The sequence below is a fragment of the Micromonospora sp. NPDC049048 genome (genome assembly GCF_043197615.1).
Lineage (GTDB): Bacteria > Actinomycetota > Actinomycetes > Mycobacteriales > Micromonosporaceae > Micromonospora.
This window is the reverse complement of record NZ_JBICTM010000009.1, coordinates 205,998-225,977: the sequence shown is the minus strand read 5'-3', so window position 1 is coordinate 225,977 and position 19,980 is coordinate 205,998. Positions and strand designations below refer to the sequence as shown.

Below are 19,980 nucleotides of genomic sequence, written 5' to 3'. Positions count from 1 at the left end.
ACCGGCCGGCGGTCACCCCTTCACGCAGACCACCTGCTTGAGGTGCGCCACCACCTCGACCAGATCCTCCTGCTGCGCCATCACCTGGGTGATGTCCTTGTACGCGCCGGGGATCTCGTCGACCACCCCGGCGTCCTTGCGGCACTCCACGCCGGCGGTCTGCGCGGCCAGGTCGACGGTGCTGTACGTCCGCTTCGCCTGTGCCCGCGACATCCGCCGTCCTGCCCCGTGCGAGGCGGAGCAGTACGCGTCCGGGTTCCCCTTGCCCCGCACGACGTACGAGCCGGTGCCCATCGACCCCGGGATGATGCCCAGGTCCCCCCGACCGGCCCGGATCGCCCCCTTGCGGGTGACCAGCACGTCGACGCCGTCGTAGGTCTCCTCCGCCACGTAGTTGTGGTGGCAGCTGATCGGCTCGTCGTAGCTCACCTGCGGGAACTGCTCCCGCACCACGCCGCAGAGCAGGGCGAGCATGACCGCCCGGTTGCGCCGCGCGTACTCCTGCGCCCACCACAGGTCCCGGCGGTAGGCGTCCATCTCCGGCGTGCCGGCGAGGAAGACGGCGAGGTCCCGGTCGGGCAGGTCGGTGTTGTGCGGCAGCCGCCGGGCGACGGCGATGTGCCGCTCCGCCAGTTCCTTGCCGATGTTGCGGGAGCCGGAGTGCAGCATCAGCCACACCCGTCCCTCGTCGGCACCGCCCTGCTCCAGGCAGACCTCGATGAAGTGGTTGCCGCCGCCGAGCGTGCCCAGCTGCCGCTGGGCCCGCGTCTCCAGCTGCGCCACCCGCCGGTCGAGGTCGGCGAACCGGCGCCAGAAGTCGTCCCAACCGGCCTGCTCCAGCCCACGGATCCGACGCGGGTCGACCGGCTTCTCCCGCTGGTTGAACCCGACCGGGATGGTGGCCTCGATGGCCGAGCGCAGCCCGGCCAGGTCGTCCGGCAGGTCGGCGGCGGTCAGCGAGGTGCGGACCGCGGACATGCCGCAACCGATGTCGACACCGACCGCCGCTGGCGATACGGCCTGCCGCATCGCGATGACCGAGCCGACCGTGGCGCCCTTGCCGAAGTGCACGTCGGGCATGACCGCGACGCCCTCCACCCACGGCAGCGCGCCGATGTTGCGCAGTTGCTGGGCGGCCTGCGGCTCGATGCCGTACGGGTCGGTCCAGACCCGGACCGGCGCGCGGGTGCCCGCGAGCGGGGTGTAGCTCATCGTCGTCTCCTGGTGTCGTCGGCTGGTCGCGGTGTCGTCGGCTGGTCGCGGCGGCCCGGCCGTGAGTGGCGACGGGACACCCGCGCCGGCACCGGCATCGGTTCGATCGGGGGCAACGCGGGTCCGGGAGACGAAGAAGCCGCCCGGACCCCGGTGGGGTGGGCGGCTGCGCGTACGCGTCGTCGCTAGACGCGCCGCCACCCCGGCTGCCGGCCCTGCTGGGAACGGCGCTGGTGTCGCACTGGTTTGCCTGTGGGCAGCGGGGCACCACAGCGCGGCGTGAGCCACGTGGCGTCGGTGCGCTGCGACACGGCGTACTCCCCTGGGGCGTCTGGTTGACCTTGCGCCGATGACGGTAGGCGCGTCCCGGCGGTGGCCGCAACAAATATTCATGAATCCTCTCGCGTCGAGCGACGACGAAAAGAACTTCCCTATCGTGCCCAGTCATGGCTAGCGTAGGGAACGATGAGTGAGGAAATGTTCTCGGTGGAGCAGGTCGCCGAGCGGCTGGGCCTGCACGTTCGCACCGTGCGCGGCTACATCCGCGCCGGCCGGCTCGCAGCCGTACGGATCGGCAAGCAGTACCGGATCGCCCGCGCCGACCTCGACGCGCTGACCGGCCGACCGGCACCCGCCCGTCCCGTCGGCGGCGCGGCGGTGGAGGTGTCGAGCATCGTGCAGGTCGACGGCGTCGACCGGGCAGCGGCCGACCGGCTGGGCACGCTCGTCCTGGCTGCGGCGAACACCAACCACGAACCCGCGCATCCACTACGCGTCCAGACCGTCCACGACGAGGATCGGAGCCGCATGAAGATCGTGATCCTGGGCAGCGCCTCGGCCACCGCCGACGTGCTGCGCCTGGTCGACGCCGTGCTCGACGGCGACAACGGCCTGCTCGCCGGGGAGGCCGACGATGCCTGACGTCATCGAGGACCGGGCCGGGGTGCCGGTGCTGGTCTGCGACCCGCACGGCCCGCCCGTGACCACCGAGCAGGACGCGCTGGACCTGATCGGCGCGGCCTTCCTCGGCGCGCAACTGGTGGCCGTGCCGGCGGGCCGGCTCGACGCCTCCTTCTTCTCCCTCGGCACCCGCTTCGCCGGCGAGATAATGCAGAAGTTCGTCAACTACCGCATCCGCCTGGTCGTCGTGGGCGACATCACCGCGCACCTCGCGGCCAGCTCGGCCCTGCGCGCCCTCGTGCACGAGTCGAACCGCTCCAGCCACGTGTGGTTCGTCCCCGACCTCGACGCCCTCGACGCCCGGCTGGCGCCGTCGTCGGGTTCCGGCGGCGCCGGACCCGAGCCGGACGGGGCGCCGACGAACGCCTGACCGGCCCGGGGCGGCGACGCGCCGTGGCCGGGTTGCGCTCCCGGTTCGACGGGGAGGACCGCCGGGTCCTTCCTCGCGCGTGCGGATCCGATACGGTCGACGATCGTGGCCCTGATGCGTGTCGACCTCTACTCCGAGGTGCTCGGTCTCAGCACCTCGATGACGGTGATCCTGCCCCAGCAGACCGCCACGCAGATCGGCATGTCCGGCAGCGCCCCGCAGGGCGACCCGCCCGTGCTCTACCTGCTGCACGGCCTGTCCGACGACGACACGATCTGGCTGCGCCGCACCTCGATCGAACGGTACGTGGCGCCGCTCGGCCTGGCCGTGGTGATGCCCCAGGTCGGCCGCAGCTTCTACACCGACGAGGAGCACGGCAACCGGTACTGGACCTTCCTCAGCGACGAGCTGCCCCGGCTGTGCCAGCGGTTCTTCCGGCTCTCGTCCCGGCGGGAGGACACCTTCGTCGCCGGGCTCTCCATGGGCGGCTACGGGGCGCTGAAGTGGGCCCTGCGCGAGCCGGGCCGGTTCGCGGCGGCGGCGAGCCTCTCCGGCGCGCTCGACGTGGCCGCCCGCTCTCCCACGTCGAGCACGCCCCTCGACGCGGGCGTCTGGCACACCGCCTTCGGCGAGCGCACCGTCGCCGGCAGCGACGACGACGTGCTCGCCCTGCTCGACCGGGCGGCGGTCGCCGACCTGCCCGCCCTGCGCGTCGTGTGCGGCACCGAGGACCTCCTGTACGAGGACAACCGGACCTTCGTGGCGGCGGCCCGCGAGCGGGGCGTCCCGCTCACCGTGGACTTCTCCCCCGGCACGCACGACTGGGCGTACTGGGACACGAAGATCCAGGACGTGCTGGCCTGGCTGCCACTGCGCCCCGGCGGCTGAGCGCCGCAGGGACCCGCCCTCGACGCACCGGGCGTGGTGGCCGGGCACGACCGCCGCGCATGACGGCGACGACGTGCGGGACGCGCCGGCCGTCGCGCGTAGCGTGATCGCGCATCCGCAAGCCCTGGGAGGATACGAACCGTGACCCCGTCTGCCCCTGTGCCCGCGCTCGCGTACTTCGGCGTCGACGCCCTGATCGACGACGACGCCCGGGAGCTCCAGGCCGCCGTACGTGGCTTCGTCGACCGGCGGATCCGCCCGCAGATCGCCACCTGGTACGAGGAGGGCCGGCTGCCCGTCCGGGAACTGGCCCTGGAGCTCGGTGAACTCGGCGTGCTCGGCATGCACCTGCACGGCTACGGCTGCGCCGGCACCTCCGCCGTCGCGTACGGGCTGGCCTGCTTCGAGCTGGAGGCGGGCGACTCTGGGCTGCGCTCCCTGGTCTCGGTGCAGGGATCGCTCGCCATGTACGCCATCTGGCGCTTCGGCTCCGAGGAGCAGAAACAGCAGTGGCTGCCCCGGATGGCCGCCGGCGAGGCGATCGGCTGCTTCGGCCTGACCGAGCCGGACTTCGGCTCCGACCCGGCCGGCATGCGGACCAGGGCCCGCCGCGACGGGAACGACTGGGTGCTCGACGGCACCAAGATGTGGATCACCAACGGTTCCGTCGCGGATGTCGCCGTGGTGTGGGCCCGCACCGACGAGGGCGTACGCGGTTTCCTCGTCCCCGCCGGCACCCCCGGCTTCACCGCCCCGGAGATCACCCGCAAGCTCTCCCTGCGCGCCTCGGTGACCTCGGAACTCGTCCTCGACGGCGTGCGGCTGCCCGCCGACGCGATGCTGCCGGAGGCCGTCGGCCTGTCGGGGCCGTTGACGTGTCTCAACGAGGCCCGGTTCGGCATCGTCTTCGGGGCGTTGGGCGCGGCCCACGACTGTCTGGAGACGACGGTCGCGTACGCCCGCAGCCGCCAGATCTTCGACAAGCCGCTCGCCGCGTACCAGGCCACCCAGCTCAAGCTCGCCGACATGGGGCTGGAGCTGGGCAAGGGGATGCTGCTGGCGTTGCGGATCGGCGCGCTGAAGGACGCCGGCACCCTCGACCACCGGCAGATCAGCCTGGGCAAGCTCAACAGCGTGCGCGAGTCCATCGCCATCGCCCGCGAGTGCCGCTCCATCCTCGGCGCGGCCGGGATCACCCTCGACTACCCGGTCATCCGCCACTCGGCCAACCTCGAATCGGTGCTCACCTACGAGGGCACCTCCGAGGTGCACCAGCTGATCATCGGGCAGGTGCTGACCGGCCACGCCGCCTTCAAGTGAGCGGGGCGGCACCCGCCCACCCCGCGCACGCCGCCTCCGGGATGAGCGGGGCGACGCCACCCGGCCCACGCACGCCGCCTTCCGATGAGCGGGACGGCACCCGCCCGCCCTACGGCGGTCGCTGAACCCGCACGCTGGGAGATGCGCCCGCGCGCCCGCGGTCCGACGATGGAGATCGACAATCCGCAGGCCAACCGCACGCCGCCCCGCCCGTCGCCGGTGACACGCCCGGCCCTGGTCGCGTCGGCGAGAGGGTCGGGGAGGCAACACATGGACACACGGCTCACCGACCGGGTGGTGGTCGTCACCGGCGCCGGTTCGGGCATCGGGCTCGCCACGGCCACACTGCTCGCCGAGGAGGGCGCCAGGGTGGTCGGTGCCGACATCGAACCGAAGGCGCTGGAGGAGATCGCGGGCACGGTGCTGCCGGTGACGGTCGACATGCGGGAGGGCTCAGCCGGTGACCAGGTCATCGCCGCGGCCGTCGCCGAGTTCGGCGGGGTGGACGCCGTCGTCAACAACGTCGGCGTCTACCCCTACCGGGACAACGGGTTCCTCTCCGTGGACGACGGCGAGTGGGAACGGACGCTCAACCTCAACCTCATGTCGGCGGTACGCACCACCAGGGCGGCCCTGCCGCACATGATCCGGGCCGGCCGTGGCTCGCTGGTGCACATCGCCAGCGAGGGAAGCCGCGAGCCGGCGCCGTTCTTCGTGGACTACTGCGTGAGCAAGATGGCCCTGCTCAGCCTGTCCAAGTCCCTATCGATCGAGTTCGGCCCGGCGGGCGTCCGCAGCAACGTGGTGTCGCCGGGAGCCACCCGGACGTCGTTCTGGGACGCGCCCGGCGGCTTCGCCGACAGCCTCGCCAACGAGTTCGGCATGGAGCGCGAGGAGGCCCTCAGCTACTTCGTCAAGGAGGTCCGCAAGCTGCCCACCGGCCGGCTCGGCCGCCCCGACGAGGTGGCCGGGGTCATCGTCTTCCTCATCTCCGATCTCGCCGCGCAGGTGACCGGGGCCGAGTACACCATCAACGGCGGCAGCTACGCCGCGGCCTGATCCGCCCCGTCGCGACCGCCGGGACCCGAACCCCGCGGTGCGGCCGGGAGTGCGGGCCCTCGGTGGACGCGGGCGCTACCCACCCGCCGCCTCGGCGGAGGAGCGGGCCACCGGCACGTCGAAGTACGTGTCCGGCCAGGGTTCGTCGCGGTAGCGGTAGTGCCACCACTCGCGGTCGTAGTTGACGAAGCCGCCGTCGGTCATCAGTTGGCGCAGCAGCCGCCGGTTGTCCCGGGCCACGCCGGTGACCTGCGGCGAGTCGGTGTGCGCGAGCGGGTCGAAGCAGTCGAAGCCGGTGCCCATGTCGACGCCGTTGTCGGCGAACCGCTGCCCCTTCGGGGCGGTGCAGGAGACCAGGGGCTGCCCCGGTGCGTACGGGGGCTGGGTGGCGGTCGGCACGTCGACCAGGGTCAGGTCGACGGTGCTGCCCCGGCTGTGGGCGGTGGGGGCGCCGATGTAGCCCTCGTCGAACAGCTCGGACTTGGCCACCCGGGGATAGAACTCGGCCTTCATCCGCTGCTCGCCCGGCTGCCCGGCCCACTCGACGAAGTCGTCGGCGGCCCGGCGGGGCCGGTAGCAGTCGTACACCTTCAGGCTGCGGCCCCGGGCCAGGGCGGCGTCCTGCACCCGGCGCAGCGCCTCGGCGGCCGGGCGGCTCAGCAGGCAGAGCGGTTCGGCATAGCCGGCGACCGGCCGGCCGACGAAGTTGTGCGCGCCCGCGTACCGGATGTCGGTGCGGATGCGCGGGTCGACGTCGGTGAGGACGACGAGGCCCGGCCCGCGCGAGGTCGGTGACGGCGTGGACGTCCTCGTCGCGGGCGTCGCCGGGACGGACGGTGGTGGCGTCGCCGGGACGGACGGGCCCGGCGCGGCGGGTGGTGCCGGCGACGGCGCGGGCCGGGTGCAGCCGGCCGCGAGCGCCACGATCACGAGCGCCGCCGCGACGGCCCGCCCACCGGCGGTCGCGACGCCCGGAGCGCGCCGGCGGATCCGGGCTGGCCTGGCCACGCACCCTGTCTACCAGGCTAGGGGCCGTCGGGGGCCCGGTCCGGCGACAGGTGTACGCGCAGGAAGCGCACGGCCGCCTCGTCGTCGTCGATCCCGCCGGCCTCGTGGCCGTTGTACCGCCAGACCGCCAGCTCCGTCGGCCCCCGCCAGGCGTTGACGGCGGCGAAGACGGTCGACGGCGGCACGATCTCGTCCATCAGCGCGACGGAGAAGCGGGCCGGCAGGTGGCCCCGGCGGGCGAAGTTCACCCCGTCGACGTAGGCCAGGGTGGCCAGCACCCGCTCCTCGGCGTGCCGGTGGACCGCCAGGTAGTCGCGGATCTCCCGGTAGGGGTGCGCGTCGGTGACCGTGATCGCGCGCGGCACGTCGCACAGGAAGGGCACGCCGGCCACGACGGCCCGCAGGTCGGGCCGCAGCGCGGCCACGGCGAGCGCCGCCGCGCCGCCCTGGCTGTGCCCGAGGACCGCGACCCGCGTCGGGTCGACCGCCGGCAGGGTCCGGGCCGCGTCCACCGCCCGCACCGCGTCCGTGAGGAACCGCCGGTAGTAGTACGTGCGGGGGTCCGTCACGCCCCGGGTGAGCACTCCGGGCGCCTCGGGGCCGGCGGCGGCCGGATCCGGGGTGTCTCCCCGGGCCCAGCCCGCCCCCTGCCCCCGGGTGTCCATCTGCAAATGCGCGAAGCCGGCCGAGGCCCAGAGCAGGTTCTCCAGCGGATGGCCCCGGCCGCCGCCGTAGCCGGCGTACTGCACGAGCGTGGGCAGGGGCGCCTCCGCGCCGCGTGGCAGCCGCAGCCAGGCCCGCACCGGCTGCCCGGCGAAGCCGGGGAAGGTCACGTCGTACGCGTCGATCGTGGCCAGCCCGCAGGGCACCGGCTCGACCCGCACCGGCCAGTCGCACTCCCGGGACTCGGCGAGCGTGTCCGCCCAGAACCGGTCGAAGTCCGCCGGCTCCCGCACCCCGCCCCGGTACGCCCGCAACTGCTCCTCGGGCAGGTCGGTGAGGACCACCGCTCAGCCGGCCGACGGCGTGACGGCGAAGCGGGGGTGCAGCCGCCGGGTGTGGTCGACGTGCCGGGCCGGACCACGCAGCGCGACCGCCGCCACGAGCCGGTGGTCCGTGCTGGACGCCGCCAGCCGCAGCTCCAGCTCCCCCGGCTCCACGACCCGTCGCCCGTCGCGCCCCGTGAAGGCGAACAGGTCGGCCGGCACGGCCAGGTCGACCCGGCAGGCCGCGCCCGCCTCCAACGGCACCCGCAGGTAGCCGACCAGCCGCTGCACCGGCTGGACCACCGAGGCCACCGGGTCGTGGGCGTACACCTGCACCACCTCGCTGCCCCACCGGGAGCCGGTGTTGCGCACCGTGAAGTGCAGCCGCAGCTCCCCGTCGGTCGCCGCGAGCGGCTCGTCGAGCACCAGGCCCGACCAGTCGAACGTGGTGTAGCCCAGGCCGTGCCCGAAGCCGTACGCCGGGGTCGGGTCGACGTTGGAGACGTCGCTGGCCTGGCCCAGTCGGGCCGACAGGTAGGTGGTGGGCTGCGCGCCCGGCCCGCGGGGCACGCTGACCGGCAGCCGCCCCTGCGGGGTGACCCGGCCGCCGAGCACGCCCGCGATCGCCGGGGTGCCCTCCTCGCCGGGGAAGAACGACTGCACGATCGCCGCCGCCTCGGTCACCGCCCGGCCCAGCGCGTACGGGCGCCCGGCGAGCAGCGTCACCACCACGGGCGTGCCGGTGTCCAGCAGCGCGTCGAGCAGGTGCTGCTGCGCCCCGGGCAGGGCCAGCGACTCGGCGTCGCAGCCCTCGCCGCTCGTGCCCCGGCCGAACAGGCCCGCCCGGTCGCCGAGCGCGGCGACGACCACGTCCGCGCCCCGCGCCGCCTCGACCGCCGCCGGCACCCCGCCGGTGTCGTCGCCGTCGACGGAGACCCCGGCCACGGTGACCACGACGCTGTCGGGGAACTCGGCGCGCAGCGCCGCCGCCAGGGTGGGCAGCTCGATGCCCACGGGCACCTCGGGGTGGCGGGATCCGACGTGGGCGGGGAACGAGTAGCAGCCCAGCACCGCCGTGGGGCTCTCCGCCTGCGGCCCGACCAGCGCGATGCGGGCCGGCCGGCGCAGCGGCAGGATGCCGTCGTTGGCCAGCAGCACCACGGAACGCTCGGCGACCTCGCGGGCCAGCGCCCGGTTGGCCGGCGGATCCAGGTCGACGGTGCCGCGCAGCGCGTCCGGGTCGGACAGGTCGGCGCCGGCCAGCGCGGCCGGCACCGGGGTCCAGTCGGCGTCGAGGAGCCCGAGCTGCGCCTTCTGCGTCAGCACCCGGCGCACCGCCCGGTCGATCAGCGCCTCCGGCACCGCGCCGGCCGCGAGCGCCGCACGCAGCGGCTCGCCGAACGTCTTCACCGTGGGCAGCTCGACGTCCACGCCGGCGGCCAGGGCCTCGGCCGCCGCCTCGGCCCAGTCGCCGGCCACCCCGTGCAGGGTGTGCAGGAAGGCGATGCCGAAGTAGTCGGCCACCACGGTGCCCGGGAAGCCCCAGGCGTCGCGGAGCAGGCCGGTCAGCAGCTGCTCGTCGGCCGCCGACGGCATCCCGTCGGTGTCGGTGTAGGCGTGCATCACCGACCGCGCGCCGCCCTCGCGTACGGCCATCTCGAACGGCGGGAGGATCACGTCGGCACGCTCGCGGGGGCCCATCGGCACCGGGCCCAGGTTGCGCCCGCCCCGGGACGCGGAGTAGCCGGCGAAGTGCTTGAGGGTGGCCACCACCCCGGCGGACTCCAGGCCCCGCACGTACGCGGTGGCGATGGTGCCCACCAGGTAGGGGTCCTCGCCGATCGTCTCCTCCACCCGTCCCCAGCGCGCGTCGCGCACCACGTCGAGCACCGGCGCGAGCCCCTGGTGCACGCCGACGCGGCGCAGGTCGGCGCCGATGACGGCGGCCATCCGCCCGATCAGCTCCGGGTCGAAGGTGGCCCCCCAGGACAGCGGAACGGGATACGCGGTGGCGCCCCAGGCGGCGAAGCCGGCCAGGCACTCCTCGTGCGCCATCGCCGGGATGCCGAACCGGTTCGCGGCGGCGACGCGCTGCTGGGTCCGCAGCAGTGACAGCGCACCGAGCGCGGGGTCGACGGGCGCGGTCCCGAACGGCCGGGTGAGCTGGCCGAGGCCGACGTCCAGCAGGTCGTCCAGGTCGACCGGTTCCTCCATGTCGTGCTGGTACGGCGCGACCTCTCCCCCGTCGGCGGCGGCGCCGACCCAGACGCCGTAGAGCTGTGCCACCTTCTCCGGCAGGGTCATCGCGGCGACCAGGGCGTCGACCCGGGTCTCGAGGTCGAGGGTCGGGTCGGTCCAGGTCGCGGCGCCGGTGGCGATGTCGAGGGTCACGTTGTCGGTCACTTTCCTCCGACGCCCATCAGCCCCTGCACCAGGGCCCGCCGGGCGAACAGATAGACGAGCAGGACGGGCACCATCGACAGCACGACCGCGGCGAGCAGGCCGGGAATGTTGATCCCGTACTGCGTCTGGAAGTTGTAGAGGCCGAGGGTGATCACCTTGGTGGAGTCGGACTGGGTGAGGATCAGCGGGAACAGGAAGCCGTTCCACGCCTGGAGGGCGGAGAAGACGGCGATCGTGGCGATCCCGCCGCGCGACAGCGGCAGCACCAGCTGGCGGAACACCCGGGCGGGGCTGGCGCCGTCGATCGCCATCGCCTCGTACAGGTCGGGGGTGATGTCGCGCATGACGCCGCTGAGGATCAGCGCGCACACCGGCAGGCAGAAGGCGGCGGTGGGCAGGATGACGCCGACGAGGTTGTCGTAGAGCCCCGCCTTGCTGATCAGGTAGAAGATCGGCACGATGACCGCCTGCGCCGGGATCGCCAGGCCCAGCAGGAACAGCCGGAACACGCCGGAGGTGAGCCGGCTGCGGCTGCGCACGATGGCGTACGCCAACGGCGGCACGAGCAGCAGCACGATGGCCACCACGCTCGCCGTCACCACGAGGGTGTTGAACAGGTAGCGGCCGAAGCCCTCGTCGAAGGCGCCGGTGTAGTTGTCCAGGGTGAAGGTGTCGGGCAGGGCGATGGGGCCGTTGCGGCCGTACCCCTCGCGGGTCTGCACGGTGATCGCCACCATGACGTAGATCGGCAGGCCGATCAGGAGCAGCCAGGCCGTGGCGGCGATCCCGGCCAGCCAGTTCGGACGGTGTCGCTTCACAGGCCCTCCATCGTGGAGCGCATCCTGTCGTAGCCGGAGACCCGGACCACGATCAGCGAGATGAGGGTGGCGACGACGACGAGGATCAGGGCGATGGCCGCGCCGGCGCCGAAGTCGAAGCTGCGGAACGCCTGCTCGTACATGTGGTAGGCGGTGATGGTGGTGTCGGTGCCCGGCCCGCCCTGGGTGAGGATCAGCACGCTGTCGAACGTGGTGAGCCCGCCGACCACCATGAGGACCACTGACGTGATCATGGCGTTGCGCAGCTGCGGCAGGGTCACGTGGCGGAACTGTCCCCACCGACCGGCGCCGTCGACCTCGGCGGCCTGGTAGAGCACCGCCGGCACGGCGCGGGCCGCGCCCTGGTAGATCAGCGCGTGGAACGGGATGAACTGCCAGCTGCTGACGAAGACCAGCACGGCGATCGCGCCCGTCCGGCTGCCGAAGAGGTTGCCGTCGCCGAACAGCCACGGGGCCTGACCGGGCACGCCGAAGTTCGGGTCGAGCAGCGCCCGCCACAGCACCGACACGGCGGTCGCCGACAGCAGCAGCGGCAGGAAGAAGACGGCGGACAGTACGGCCCGGTTGCGCTGCGGCCCGGCCGCCCACACCCCGATCAGCAGGCTCAGCGGCGTCTGCACCAGCACACCGAGGGCGGTGAGCAGGACACTCAGCCAGAGACTGTTGATCATGACGGGATCGCGGGCCAGTCGCTGCCAGTTGTCCAGCCCGACGTACTCGGGTGAGCCGAGGCCCGCCCAGCTGGTGAAGCTGAGCACGACCACGAGGACCAGCGGGGCGAGCGCGAACAGCCCGAAGAACAGGGTCGCGGGGAGGGCCCAGGCGAAGCCCGGGCGGCTGAGGGTGGGGCCGCCCGGGCTTCGTCGGGCCCGTCGCTGCTCCGTCACGGTGGGGGCGGCGAGGGTGGTGGTGGACATGGCCGCGCTCAGCCCGCCTGCAGGGACTGCATGGCCTTGATGAAGCCGGCGGCGTCCATCCGGCCGTTGCAGTACTGCTGCACCGCCTGGTGGATGGTCGTGGTCGCGGCCGGCGGGTACGCCTGGTCCCAGGAGAGCTGGAAGCTCGGGGCTTCCTTGACCAGGGTGAACTGGTACTTCAGGTAGTCCGGGTTGGTGGCGCCGTCGAGGAACTTCTCGGTGTTGGTCGTGGTCGGCAGGTTGCCGATGGACAGCTGCGCCTGGACGAACTCGTCGGAGTACTGGAGCTTGAGGAACTCGGCCACCGCGTCGGGGTGCTTGGTCTTCTTCAGCACCGAGTAGAAGTTGTTGGTGTTGCCCACCACGTTGCGCGGGTCGCCCTTGCCGCCCGGGACGCTCGGGAAGGCGCTCCAGCCGAGGCCCTCGGCGGCGAAGGTCGGGTTGGCGTCGTTGTGGGTCGAGTAGTTCCAGGAGCCCATCAGCTCGAAGCCGGCCTTGCCGCTGGACAGCAGCGTGGGCGAGCCGCCGTCGGTGAACTTGACCGAGTCGAAGTTGGTGCCGAACGCGCCCGCGTCGGTCAGCTGTCGCAGCAGTTCCAGGGCGCGGCGGCTCTCCGGGCTCTCCCAGGCGCTCTTGTCGCCGCCGAGCGCCTTGGCGAACAGCTCGGGCCCGGCCACCCGGTCGTAGAGGTACTGGTACCACATCTGGGTCGGCCACTTGTCGCCGCCGCCGAGGGCGATCGGGGTGATCCCCTTGCCCTTGAGGGTCCGCACGGCGGCCAGCAGGTCGTCCCACGTCTTCGGCGGGGTGAGGCCGGCGTCGGCGAGGACCTTCTTGTTGTGGAACAGCAGCACCGGCTGCGTGCCGCGCATCGGCACCCCGTACGCCTTGCCGTCGACCGTGGCGGTGTTGAAGACCGAGGGCAGGAAGTTCTGCTTGAGCCCCGGGTCCTTGGCGATCATGTCGTCGAGCGGCAGCAGCAGGTCGGCCTTGATGAACGGGGTGATGCTGCCGCCGCCCCAGTTGAAGAAGACGTCCGGCGCCTGCTTGGTGTTGATGATGGTCTGGAGCTTGGTCTGGTAGTCGGCGCCCGGGATGGTGTCCAGCACCGCCTTGACCTTCGACGTCTTGTTGAACGTGTCGACGAGCTGCTTCTCGACCTTGTTGGTGGCGTCGCCGTACACCAGGATTCGGATCTCGTCCGGGCCGGCGGCCGAGTCACCGTCGCCGCAGGCGGTAAGTGGCAACGCCAGGGCCAGGGCGGCGCCGAGCGCGACGACGCGGGCGAGCCGCGTTCGTACAGTCATGATCGACCTCTCGTGGTGGGGGTGTGGTGGGGGACGTCGCCGCCGGCGCGACGACCGAAAGGTGTCCGACAAGTTTCCGGAATACTTCCGTAACTCGTCCGAACGCTAGAACCGACCTGCCGTGTCGTCAACCCCCGATCGTGGGGCAAGATGGGCCGGTGGAGCGGCCCCGCCGTTCCGGACGTTTTTCGGTGGTCACGGGTACGGTCGGTCCTCCGACCGGTGAAGGAGACGCGGGTGGACGGCGACGACGGGCGCAGGATCACCATCACCGCCATCGCGCGGGAGGCCGGGGTCTCGGTGCCGACCGTGTCCCGGGTGCTCAACGGGCGCTCGGACGTGGCCCCCGGCACCCGCGAGCGGGTGGAGGAGCTGCTGCGCCAGCACGGCTACCAACGTCGGGGCAGCCGTACGGTCAGCCGTGCCGGCCTGCTCGACCTCGTCTTCAACGACCTGGACAGCCCGTGGGCGGTGGAGATCCTGCGGGGGGTCGAGGACGTCGGGCACGGCGCGGGCGTCGGCACCGTGGTCTCCGCGATACACCGCCAGTCGACCGCCGCCCGGCAGTGGCTGCAGAACCTGCGGGCCCGCGCCACCGACGGCGTCATCTTCGTGACCTCGCACCTGAGCCCGCCGCTGCACGCGCAGCTGCGCCGCCTCAACGTGCCCGTGGTCGTCGTCGACCCGGCCGGCGTGCCCGCCACCGACGTGCCCACGGTCGGGGCCACCAACTGGGCCGGCGGGCTGGCCGCGACCGAGCACCTGCTGTCGCTCGGGCACCGGCGGATCGGCTTCGTCGCGGGGCCGGCGCACCTGCTGTGCAGCAGGGCCCGTCTCGACGGGCACCGGGCCGGGCTGGAGGCGGCCGGCGCGCCGGTGGAGGAGAGGCTGGTGCAGCCCGGCGACTTCTACCACGCCTCGGGCTTCGCCGCCGGCACGGCGCTGCTCGACCTCGACGACCCGCCGACGGCCATCTTCGCGGCCAGCGACCAGATGGCCTTCGGCGTCTACGAGGCCGTCCGGCGCCGGGGGCTGCGGATCCCCGACGACGTCAGCGTCGTGGGCTTCGACGACCTGCCCGAGGCCCGCTGGGCCTCACCGCCGCTGACCACCGTCCGGCAGCCACTGGTGGAGATGGGCCGGGTGGCCGCCCGCACCGTGCTGCGGCTGGCGCAGGGCGAGGCCATCGACTCCCCCCGGGTGGAACTCGCCACCAACCTGGTCGTCCGCGACAGCACGGCGGAGCCGCGCCGGCCGTGAGGGCCGGCGCGGCTCCGCGGCGCTCCCGATAAGGTTCCGGAAGTTCCGGTCCGACGCCGCCGGCACGACCACCGGGCCTTCGGGGCTCAGCGGTGCGGGTGGTGGTGCCGGGCCGCCTTCCGGATGTCGACCGGCAGGGCGGGCGCACCGTCCACGGGCGCGGGATCCTCGACGGTGGGGGCGATGCCGCCGGCGGCGATCCGGTCGAGGGTGGCCAGGCCGGCCGCGTCGACCGAGCCGAAGACCGTGTAGTTGGGGCGCAGCGCCGAATCCCCCTGGACCAGGAAGAACTGGCTGCCGTTGGTGTCGGGGCCCGCGTTGGCCATGGCGAGCGTGCCCCGGGCGTAGAGCCGGCGCACCCCGGTCGGGTCGGTCGGCGCCGGCGGCAGGTCGGTGGGCAGCTCGTCGGCGTAGCGGTAGCCGGGGCCACCGGAGCCGGTGCCGGAGGGGTCGCCGCACTGGAGCACCCGCAGCGTCGGGTACGCGGTGAGCCGGTGACACGAGGTCCGGTCGTAGAAGCGGTGGCGCACCAGGTGCAGGAAACTCTGCACGGTGCAGGGGGCCGCCTCCCGGTCGAGGGTCAACCCGATCGGCCCCTGGTTGGTCCGCAACGTGACCCGCACGGTGCCCCGGTCGGGGGTGCGCCGCGGGTCTGGCGGCAGCGGGACCGGCCGGGCGGCCGGGTCCTCGGGCGTCTCGGTGTAGGCGCACGGGCCGGGCGTCACCCGGGCGGTGGCGGCATCGGCCGGGGACCCGCCGGGCGCGGCGACCGCGGCGGCGCCACCACCGGTGACCAGCGCCCCCGCGACCAAGGCCACCCCGGCGAGGCGGGTCAGCGTACGGGCCGGCCGGCGGGGTGCCCCGATCGACGGCGGGACGGGGTGCGGTCGGGGTTCGCTCGACACGGGGATCCTCCCTGGACTGACGACGCCAGAAAGACCGGAGTCTATGGATCCCGTCGTCGGTTGTCGATCCGCCCCGCCTGCGCGTCGGGCAGCGCCCGTCCTACCGGCCCCGTGCCACGCGCCGACGCCAGAGCAGCGCGGTCCCCAGCAGCGCGACCGCCGCCGCCACGGCCGCGGCAACCGGCCAGCGCGCGATCAGCCCGCCCCCGAACGGACCGCTGGCCGCGGCCGGACGCGGGACGCCGGAGGCGGCGAGCGGGGGCGGCGAGGGGGTCGCCGACGCGGTCAGCTCCCCCGGCTCGACCAGTCGGCCGACGGCGGACCCGCGGGGCAGCGAGAAGCCCCAGTCGAGCAGGGCGGCACCCTGCTCCCAGCCCCGGGCCGGCTGCGGCTCGGCGCCGAGCAGTGTGACCACGAGCCGCCGCCCGTCCCGCTGGGCCGCCCCGACGTAGGTGTGCCGGGCCAGGTCGGTGAAGCCGGTCTTGCCGCCGAGCGCGCCCGGGTAGCGATGGACGAGCTGGTTCTCGTTCTGGATCTCGAAGCCCTTGGTCCGCTGCGCCGGCTGGGCGGGAATGCGGTGCGTCTCGGTCAGCGCGTACCGGCGGAACGTCGGGTCGGCGAAGCAGGCCCGGGCGATCAGCGCCAGGTCGTACGCGCTGGTGAACTGGCCCCGTCCGTCGAGCCCGGAGGGGGTGACCGCGTGCGTCTGGAGGGCGCCGAGGCGGTGCGCCTCCTCGTTCATCGCCCGTACGCCGCCGGCCATCCCGCCCGACCCGCCGCCGAGGCGGGCCAGCACGTTGGCCGCCTCGTTGCCGGACTGCAGCAGCAGCCCGAGCCAGACGGTCTCGATCCGGTACCGTCCGCCGGCGACGAGGCCGACGGCCGAGGAGCCCGGTTCGATGTCCATGTCCCCGTCGGTGACGGTGACGACCTGCTGCGGGTCGAGCCGGGGCAGCATGGTGGCCGCCAGCAGCAGCTTCTGCACGCTGGCCGGGGTGCCGTACTCGTGCGGCCCGCAGCCGCCCAGCACCTGACCGCTGTCCAGGTCGGCGACCAGCCACGAGGTCGCGGTGACCGCCGGCGGGCGGGCGGCCCCCGCCGGGACGACCAGGCCGGCGGTGTCCAGCGCGGGGCCGCCCACGGCCCGCTCCTGCGGCACTGCCGGTGGCGGCGACGGGCGCGGTGGCCGCGACACCGGCGGCGCGGACGCCTTCGGGCAGGGTGCGGGGGGCACGACGCCGGTCACGGGCGTGGCCACGCCGGACCCGGCGGCACCGGGCGCGGCGGCACCGGGCGCGACCCGAGCGGAGCCGGGCACGGCCTGCACCGAGCCGGGCGCGACCGGGACGGGTGCCGCCGGAACCGGGGCGGGCGTGGCCGGCGCGGAGGCGGCGGGACCGGCGGCGGGGACAGGTGCGCCGGCGCCGAGGAGGGCGGCGGCCGCCGTGGCCGCCAGCAGCCGAACCTTCATGTCCCGCACCCTAGTCGGCCCGGTTCGGGGTGCGGGCCGGGTTCGCCAGGCCCGGGGGTCGGAAAGGCCCCCGGCACTGCGTCGCTCACCCCCGCCCGGACGGCTGCGGCACGGGCCACGGCGGCTTCGGGACCAACGGCCCTGCCGCCGGGCAGCACCGGGACGGAAGCTGGGAACTGAAAGCGGTAGACGATCTTCCGGTTTGCGCGGCGGAAGCCGTCCACGGCGACGACCCCGCAGCGCGGGCCGGACGACACCGACGAAGGGACGACCATGGAAGCCCTCTCGCTGACCCGTTTCGCCGACGAGCAGCTCGACGCCGCCCGGGAGGCCGCCAGCGGACGCAGTGCCCGTTCCCTGCACGCGGGCCGGGACCGTCGGCTGCGGCAGACCCTGCTGGCCCTGCGGGGCGGCCGGTCTCTCGACGAGCACGACAGCCCGGGTGAGGCGACGCTGCAGGTGCTCGTGGGTCGGGTACGTCTGGTCGCCGGTGACGAGTCCTGGGAGGGCGATGCCGGCGACCTCGTGGTCATCCCGCCGCTGCGGCACGCGCTGCACGCCGTCACCGACGCCGCCGTCCTGCTCACCGTGACGCCACGGCCGTGACCACCGTCCCGGCCCACCGTCGCCGCCCGGTAGCCGGCCCGGCCGGGCGGCCCACGACGGGCACCTCCGGTCGTCCCCGGGGCCGGTCGCCGGGGTGGGTGCCGCCACAGCACGGAGCGTGGGCGATGCTCCTGCTGCCCGTCCTGGCGGCGTTGACCGCCACCGGCCCGCACCCGCTGCACCTGCCCCTGCTCGGAGCCGCGTTCGCCGCGTACCCGCTGTCGTACTTCGGGTTGCAGGCGGTCAAGACCGGGCGGTTGCGCCGGGTACGGCCGCAGCTCGTCGGGTACGGCCTCGCCACGGTCGCGCTGGCCGCGCCGGTGCTGGTGGCCCGGCCCGCGATCCTGGCCTACGCCCCGCTCTACGCGGTCCTCGCCGCTGTCAACGCCGGTTACGCGCGCCGGCGCCGGGACCGGGCGTTCGGCAACGACCTGGCCTTCGTGGCGCAGTGCGGGCTGCTCGGTCCCGTGGTCGCCACGGTCGCCGGGATGCCGTGGACCAGCGTGGCCGGGGTGACGGTGGTGGTGCTGGGCTACCTGGTCGGGAGCGTCCTGCACGTCAAGACGATGATCCGGGAGCGGGACAACGTCCGGTACCGGTGGGTGTCGTGGGCGTACCACGTCGTCGCCGCCGTCGCCGCGCTGCTCTGGGCGTCGGTGCCGGTCGCCGTCGTCTTCGCGCTGCTGCTCGCCCGAGCGCTGTTGCTCGCCGGACGCCGGGTCGCGCCGGTACGGGTGGGGTTGGTCGAGACGGCGTGCGCCCTGCTGGTGCTGGCGGCGGTGACGCTCTGACCGTGCCGGCGCGGGCCGCCCGCGTCGGATGGCTCACAAGCCGTTGCCTCCCGCCTGCCGCGCCGACTAGAACCGGGGGACGATCGCCCGGACCTCCCGGCGACGGTGGCGAGGTGATGGCCGTGGCGCTGATCCCGTACGACGACACCGACGCGGCGGCCTTCGCCGCGACCCGGGAACTGCCGCGCAGCGGCCTGGAGCGGTGGCGGCACGCCGTGCAGCAGCACCTGCGCCCGCGCCCCGGCGCCACCGTGCTCGACGTCGGAGCCGGCACCGGCGCCTGGGCCACCGCCTTCACCGACTGGTTCGGCGTCCGGGTGGTGGGCGTGGAGCCCGCCGGGGCGATGCGGTCGCGCGCCACCCACCGGCCGCTACTCGCCGGCGACGCCGTGGCGCTGCCGCTGCGCGACGGCACGGCGGACGCGGCGTGGCTGTCCACCATGATCCACCACGTCACCGACCTCGACGCCGCGGCGCGCGAGCTGCGCCGGGTGCTCCGGCCGGGCGCCCCCGTGCTGATCCGCTCGCCGTTCCCCGGCCGGCACCACCGGATCACGCTGTTCCGCTGGTTCCCCGAGGCCGTACGGGTCCTCGACACCTACCCCGGCCTGGCGCGGGTACGCGCGACGTTCGCCGCGGCCGGGTTCACCGTCAGCACGGTCGAGCCCGTCGCGCAGACCACGGCGGCGTCGCTGGCCGAGGTCGCCGAGCGTCTCGACCGCCGGGCCCACACCCCGCTCCAGTTGATCACCGATGAGGAGTACGCCGCCGGCCTGGCCCGGCTCCGGGCCGCCGCCGCCGACGCGGTCACCGGCCCGGTCGTCGACCACCTCGACCTGCTGGTGCTGCGCTGAGTCACCCCGGCAGGGCCGGGTCGAGGTGGCGCAGGTAGTCGTACAGGGCCGCCGAGGCGCGCAGCCGCCGCAGGCTGCGCCCGTGCAGCTCCTGCTCCCGCCTGCCCAGCTCAGCGTGGACCCGCTGGGCGCTGCCGGTGGTACGCATCTCGGCCAGCACGGCCGCGACGATGTCGAACGGGTACGCCCCCCGGCGCAGCAGCGCGACGACCTGCGCGGCGCGCACCTCGGCCGCGTCGTACACCCGGTAGCCGGTGCCGCGCTCGCGGACCGGCCGGAGCAGGCCGCGCTGCTCCCACAGCCGCAGCTTCGAGGTGCGGACGCCGACCAGGTCGGCGACCTCGCCGATGCGCGCCCCGCGCCGGGGCGCCGGCAGGACGGCGGCCGGGCTGGCCACCACGGTCTCGAAGGCGCCGAGCACCCGCCGGATGTCGGCCCGCTCCCGGTCCAGCTCGGCGTGGCCGGCGTCGAGCGTCGCCAGCGCCGCCGCCAGGTCGCCCCGGTGCACCGCGACCATGATCTCCCGGGTACGCGCCCAGCCGTGCCCCTCGGCCAGCCGCCGGACCACCGCGAGCGCCCGCACGTGCTCGTCGGTGAAGACGCGGTACCCGGCGGGGGTGCGCTCGACCGGCGGCAGCACGCCGAGGTCGACGTAGTTGCGCACCTGCTGGACGGAGATGCCGGCGGTCGCCGCGACCTGCGCCCCCCGCCACCGTCCGGCCCGCGCTCCCGAATCCCCCACCCGGCCACCCTAGCCGACTCCACGTGGTTTGAGACTTTCAGCCCTGCTTCGGGCAGTCATCCCAGCCCAATGAGGCAAAACC

Annotated in this window: 19 protein-coding genes; 9 read left to right on the top strand and 10 right to left on the bottom strand. The window is 74.1% G+C overall.

Annotated features, from left to right (window positions below):
- Nucleotides 1-12 precede the first annotated feature (12 nt).
- Nucleotides 13-1,212, bottom strand: coding sequence for an RtcB family protein (locus ACGFIG_RS26270; protein WP_393007218.1), 1,200 nt, complete (start codon nucleotides 1,210-1,212; stop codon nucleotides 13-15).
- Nucleotides 1,213-1,677: 465 nt separating this feature from the next.
- Here ACGFIG_RS26270 and ACGFIG_RS26265 point away from each other — a divergent pair, with 465 nt between their 5' ends.
- The 5 genes from ACGFIG_RS26265 (at nucleotide 1,678) to ACGFIG_RS26245 (ending at nucleotide 5,809) form a co-directional block, all read left to right on the top strand.
- Nucleotides 1,678-2,133, top strand: a complete 456-nt coding sequence (locus tag ACGFIG_RS26265) for a helix-turn-helix domain-containing protein (RefSeq protein WP_393007216.1) — start codon at nucleotides 1,678-1,680, stop codon at nucleotides 2,131-2,133.
- Nucleotides 2,126-2,542 carry a DUF4180 domain-containing protein gene (locus tag ACGFIG_RS26260; RefSeq protein ID WP_393007214.1) on the top strand — a complete coding sequence of 139 codons (417 nt, stop codon included), beginning with the start codon at nucleotides 2,126-2,128 and terminating at the stop codon, nucleotides 2,540-2,542. Before ACGFIG_RS26265 ends, ACGFIG_RS26260 begins: the two co-directional genes overlap by 8 nt.
- Nucleotides 2,543-2,647: 105 nt before the next feature.
- Nucleotides 2,648-3,430, top strand: coding sequence for an alpha/beta hydrolase (locus ACGFIG_RS26255; RefSeq protein WP_393007212.1), 783 nt, complete (start codon nucleotides 2,648-2,650; stop codon nucleotides 3,428-3,430).
- Nucleotides 3,431-3,622: 192 nt separating this feature from the next.
- Nucleotides 3,623-4,750: an acyl-CoA dehydrogenase family protein gene (locus ACGFIG_RS26250; protein ID WP_393007413.1), complete on the top strand. Its 1,128-nt coding sequence runs from the start codon at nucleotides 3,623-3,625 to the stop codon at nucleotides 4,748-4,750.
- A 270-nt stretch (nucleotides 4,751-5,020) separates the two neighbouring features.
- Nucleotides 5,021-5,809, top strand: a complete 789-nt coding sequence (locus ACGFIG_RS26245) for an SDR family NAD(P)-dependent oxidoreductase (RefSeq protein WP_393007210.1) — start codon at nucleotides 5,021-5,023, stop codon at nucleotides 5,807-5,809.
- A 75-nt stretch (nucleotides 5,810-5,884) separates the two neighbouring features.
- On the opposite strand, the gene ACGFIG_RS26240 is transcribed toward ACGFIG_RS26245, so the two are convergent.
- From ACGFIG_RS26240 to ACGFIG_RS26215, 6 genes are read right to left on the bottom strand one after another with little or no spacing between them, the layout of a single operon-like run.
- Complete coding sequence (locus ACGFIG_RS26240) at nucleotides 5,885-6,817, bottom strand: M15 family metallopeptidase (protein WP_393007208.1); 933 nt, start codon at nucleotides 6,815-6,817, stop codon at nucleotides 5,885-5,887.
- A gap of 17 nt (nucleotides 6,818-6,834) precedes the next feature.
- Entirely contained in the window at nucleotides 6,835-7,824 is a 990-nt protein-coding gene (locus tag ACGFIG_RS26235) for an acetylxylan esterase (RefSeq protein ID WP_393007206.1), read from the bottom strand.
- 3 nt (nucleotides 7,825-7,827) lie between these two features.
- The gene (locus ACGFIG_RS26230) at nucleotides 7,828-10,206 is read right to left on the bottom strand and encodes a beta-glucosidase (RefSeq protein ID WP_393007204.1); all 2,379 of its coding nucleotides are present in this window, start codon (nucleotides 10,204-10,206) and stop codon (nucleotides 7,828-7,830) included.
- Nucleotides 10,203-11,024 (bottom strand): carbohydrate ABC transporter permease, encoded by an 822-nt coding sequence (locus ACGFIG_RS26225; protein WP_393007202.1) that lies wholly within the window; start codon nucleotides 11,022-11,024, stop codon nucleotides 10,203-10,205. The genes ACGFIG_RS26230 and ACGFIG_RS26225 overlap by 4 nt, the downstream gene beginning before the upstream one ends.
- Nucleotides 11,021-11,962, bottom strand: coding sequence for a carbohydrate ABC transporter permease (locus ACGFIG_RS26220; protein WP_393007200.1), 942 nt, complete (start codon nucleotides 11,960-11,962; stop codon nucleotides 11,021-11,023). Before ACGFIG_RS26220 ends, ACGFIG_RS26225 begins: the two co-directional genes overlap by 4 nt.
- A gap of 8 nt (nucleotides 11,963-11,970) precedes the next feature.
- Nucleotides 11,971-13,269: an ABC transporter substrate-binding protein gene (locus ACGFIG_RS26215; RefSeq protein ID WP_393007198.1), complete on the bottom strand. Its 1,299-nt coding sequence runs from the start codon at nucleotides 13,267-13,269 to the stop codon at nucleotides 11,971-11,973.
- Nucleotides 13,270-13,506: 237 nt separating this feature from the next.
- Here ACGFIG_RS26215 and ACGFIG_RS26210 point away from each other — a divergent pair, with 237 nt between their 5' ends.
- Nucleotides 13,507-14,529, top strand: a complete 1,023-nt coding sequence (locus ACGFIG_RS26210; RefSeq protein WP_393007196.1) for a LacI family DNA-binding transcriptional regulator — start codon at nucleotides 13,507-13,509, stop codon at nucleotides 14,527-14,529.
- A gap of 86 nt (nucleotides 14,530-14,615) precedes the next feature.
- Here ACGFIG_RS26210 and ACGFIG_RS26205 read toward each other — a convergent pair whose 3' ends face one another.
- Both ACGFIG_RS26205 and ACGFIG_RS26200 read right to left on the bottom strand, forming a co-directional pair.
- Nucleotides 14,616-15,434, bottom strand: coding sequence for a peptidylprolyl isomerase (locus tag ACGFIG_RS26205; protein WP_393007194.1), 819 nt, complete (start codon nucleotides 15,432-15,434; stop codon nucleotides 14,616-14,618).
- Nucleotides 15,435-15,534: 100 nt separating this feature from the next.
- Nucleotides 15,535-16,905: a D-alanyl-D-alanine carboxypeptidase family protein gene (locus ACGFIG_RS26200; RefSeq protein WP_393007192.1), complete on the bottom strand. Its 1,371-nt coding sequence runs from the start codon at nucleotides 16,903-16,905 to the stop codon at nucleotides 15,535-15,537.
- A gap of 273 nt (nucleotides 16,906-17,178) precedes the next feature.
- Between ACGFIG_RS26200 and ACGFIG_RS26195 the strand changes: the two genes are divergently transcribed.
- The 3 genes from ACGFIG_RS26195 to ACGFIG_RS26185 all read left to right on the top strand — a co-directional run bounded on the left by ACGFIG_RS26195 (nucleotide 17,179) and on the right by ACGFIG_RS26185 (nucleotide 19,156).
- Nucleotides 17,179-17,511 carry a cupin domain-containing protein gene (locus ACGFIG_RS26195; protein WP_393007190.1) on the top strand — a complete coding sequence of 111 codons (333 nt, stop codon included), beginning with the start codon at nucleotides 17,179-17,181 and terminating at the stop codon, nucleotides 17,509-17,511.
- A complete protein-coding gene (locus ACGFIG_RS26190) occupies nucleotides 17,508-18,302 on the top strand; it encodes a YwiC-like family protein (protein ID WP_393007188.1) in 795 nt (264 codons plus the stop codon). The genes ACGFIG_RS26195 and ACGFIG_RS26190 overlap by 4 nt, the downstream gene beginning before the upstream one ends.
- A 122-nt stretch (nucleotides 18,303-18,424) precedes the next feature.
- The gene (locus ACGFIG_RS26185) at nucleotides 18,425-19,156 is read left to right on the top strand and encodes a class I SAM-dependent methyltransferase (protein WP_393007186.1); all 732 of its coding nucleotides are present in this window, start codon (nucleotides 18,425-18,427) and stop codon (nucleotides 19,154-19,156) included.
- Nucleotide 19,157: 1 nt separating this feature from the next.
- On the opposite strand, the gene ACGFIG_RS26180 is transcribed toward ACGFIG_RS26185, so the two are convergent.
- Nucleotides 19,158-19,898: a MerR family transcriptional regulator gene (locus tag ACGFIG_RS26180; RefSeq protein WP_393007184.1), complete on the bottom strand. Its 741-nt coding sequence runs from the start codon at nucleotides 19,896-19,898 to the stop codon at nucleotides 19,158-19,160.
- Between the last annotated feature and the right edge of the window lie 82 nt (nucleotides 19,899-19,980).

What these genes read in the sequence shown, in the direction of transcription:
- ACGFIG_RS26270 (WP_393007218.1), bottom strand. Translation starts at nt 1,212, where the DNA reads ATGAGCTACACCCCGCTCGCGGGCACCCGCGCGCCGGTCCGGGTCTGG.
- ACGFIG_RS26265 (WP_393007216.1), top strand. Translation starts at nt 1,678, where the DNA reads ATGAGTGAGGAAATGTTCTCGGTGGAGCAGGTCGCCGAGCGGCTGGGC.
- ACGFIG_RS26260 (WP_393007214.1), top strand. Translation starts at nt 2,126, where the DNA reads ATGCCTGACGTCATCGAGGACCGGGCCGGGGTGCCGGTGCTGGTCTGC.
- ACGFIG_RS26245 (WP_393007210.1), top strand. Translation starts at nt 5,021, where the DNA reads ATGGACACACGGCTCACCGACCGGGTGGTGGTCGTCACCGGCGCCGGT.
- ACGFIG_RS26220 (WP_393007200.1), bottom strand. Translation starts at nt 11,962, where the DNA reads ATGTCCACCACCACCCTCGCCGCCCCCACCGTGACGGAGCAGCGACGG.
- ACGFIG_RS26215 (WP_393007198.1), bottom strand. Translation starts at nt 13,269, where the DNA reads ATGACTGTACGAACGCGGCTCGCCCGCGTCGTCGCGCTCGGCGCCGCC.
- ACGFIG_RS26200 (WP_393007192.1), bottom strand. Translation starts at nt 16,905, where the DNA reads ATGAAGGTTCGGCTGCTGGCGGCCACGGCGGCCGCCGCCCTCCTCGGC.
- ACGFIG_RS26195 (WP_393007190.1), top strand. Translation starts at nt 17,179, where the DNA reads ATGGAAGCCCTCTCGCTGACCCGTTTCGCCGACGAGCAGCTCGACGCC.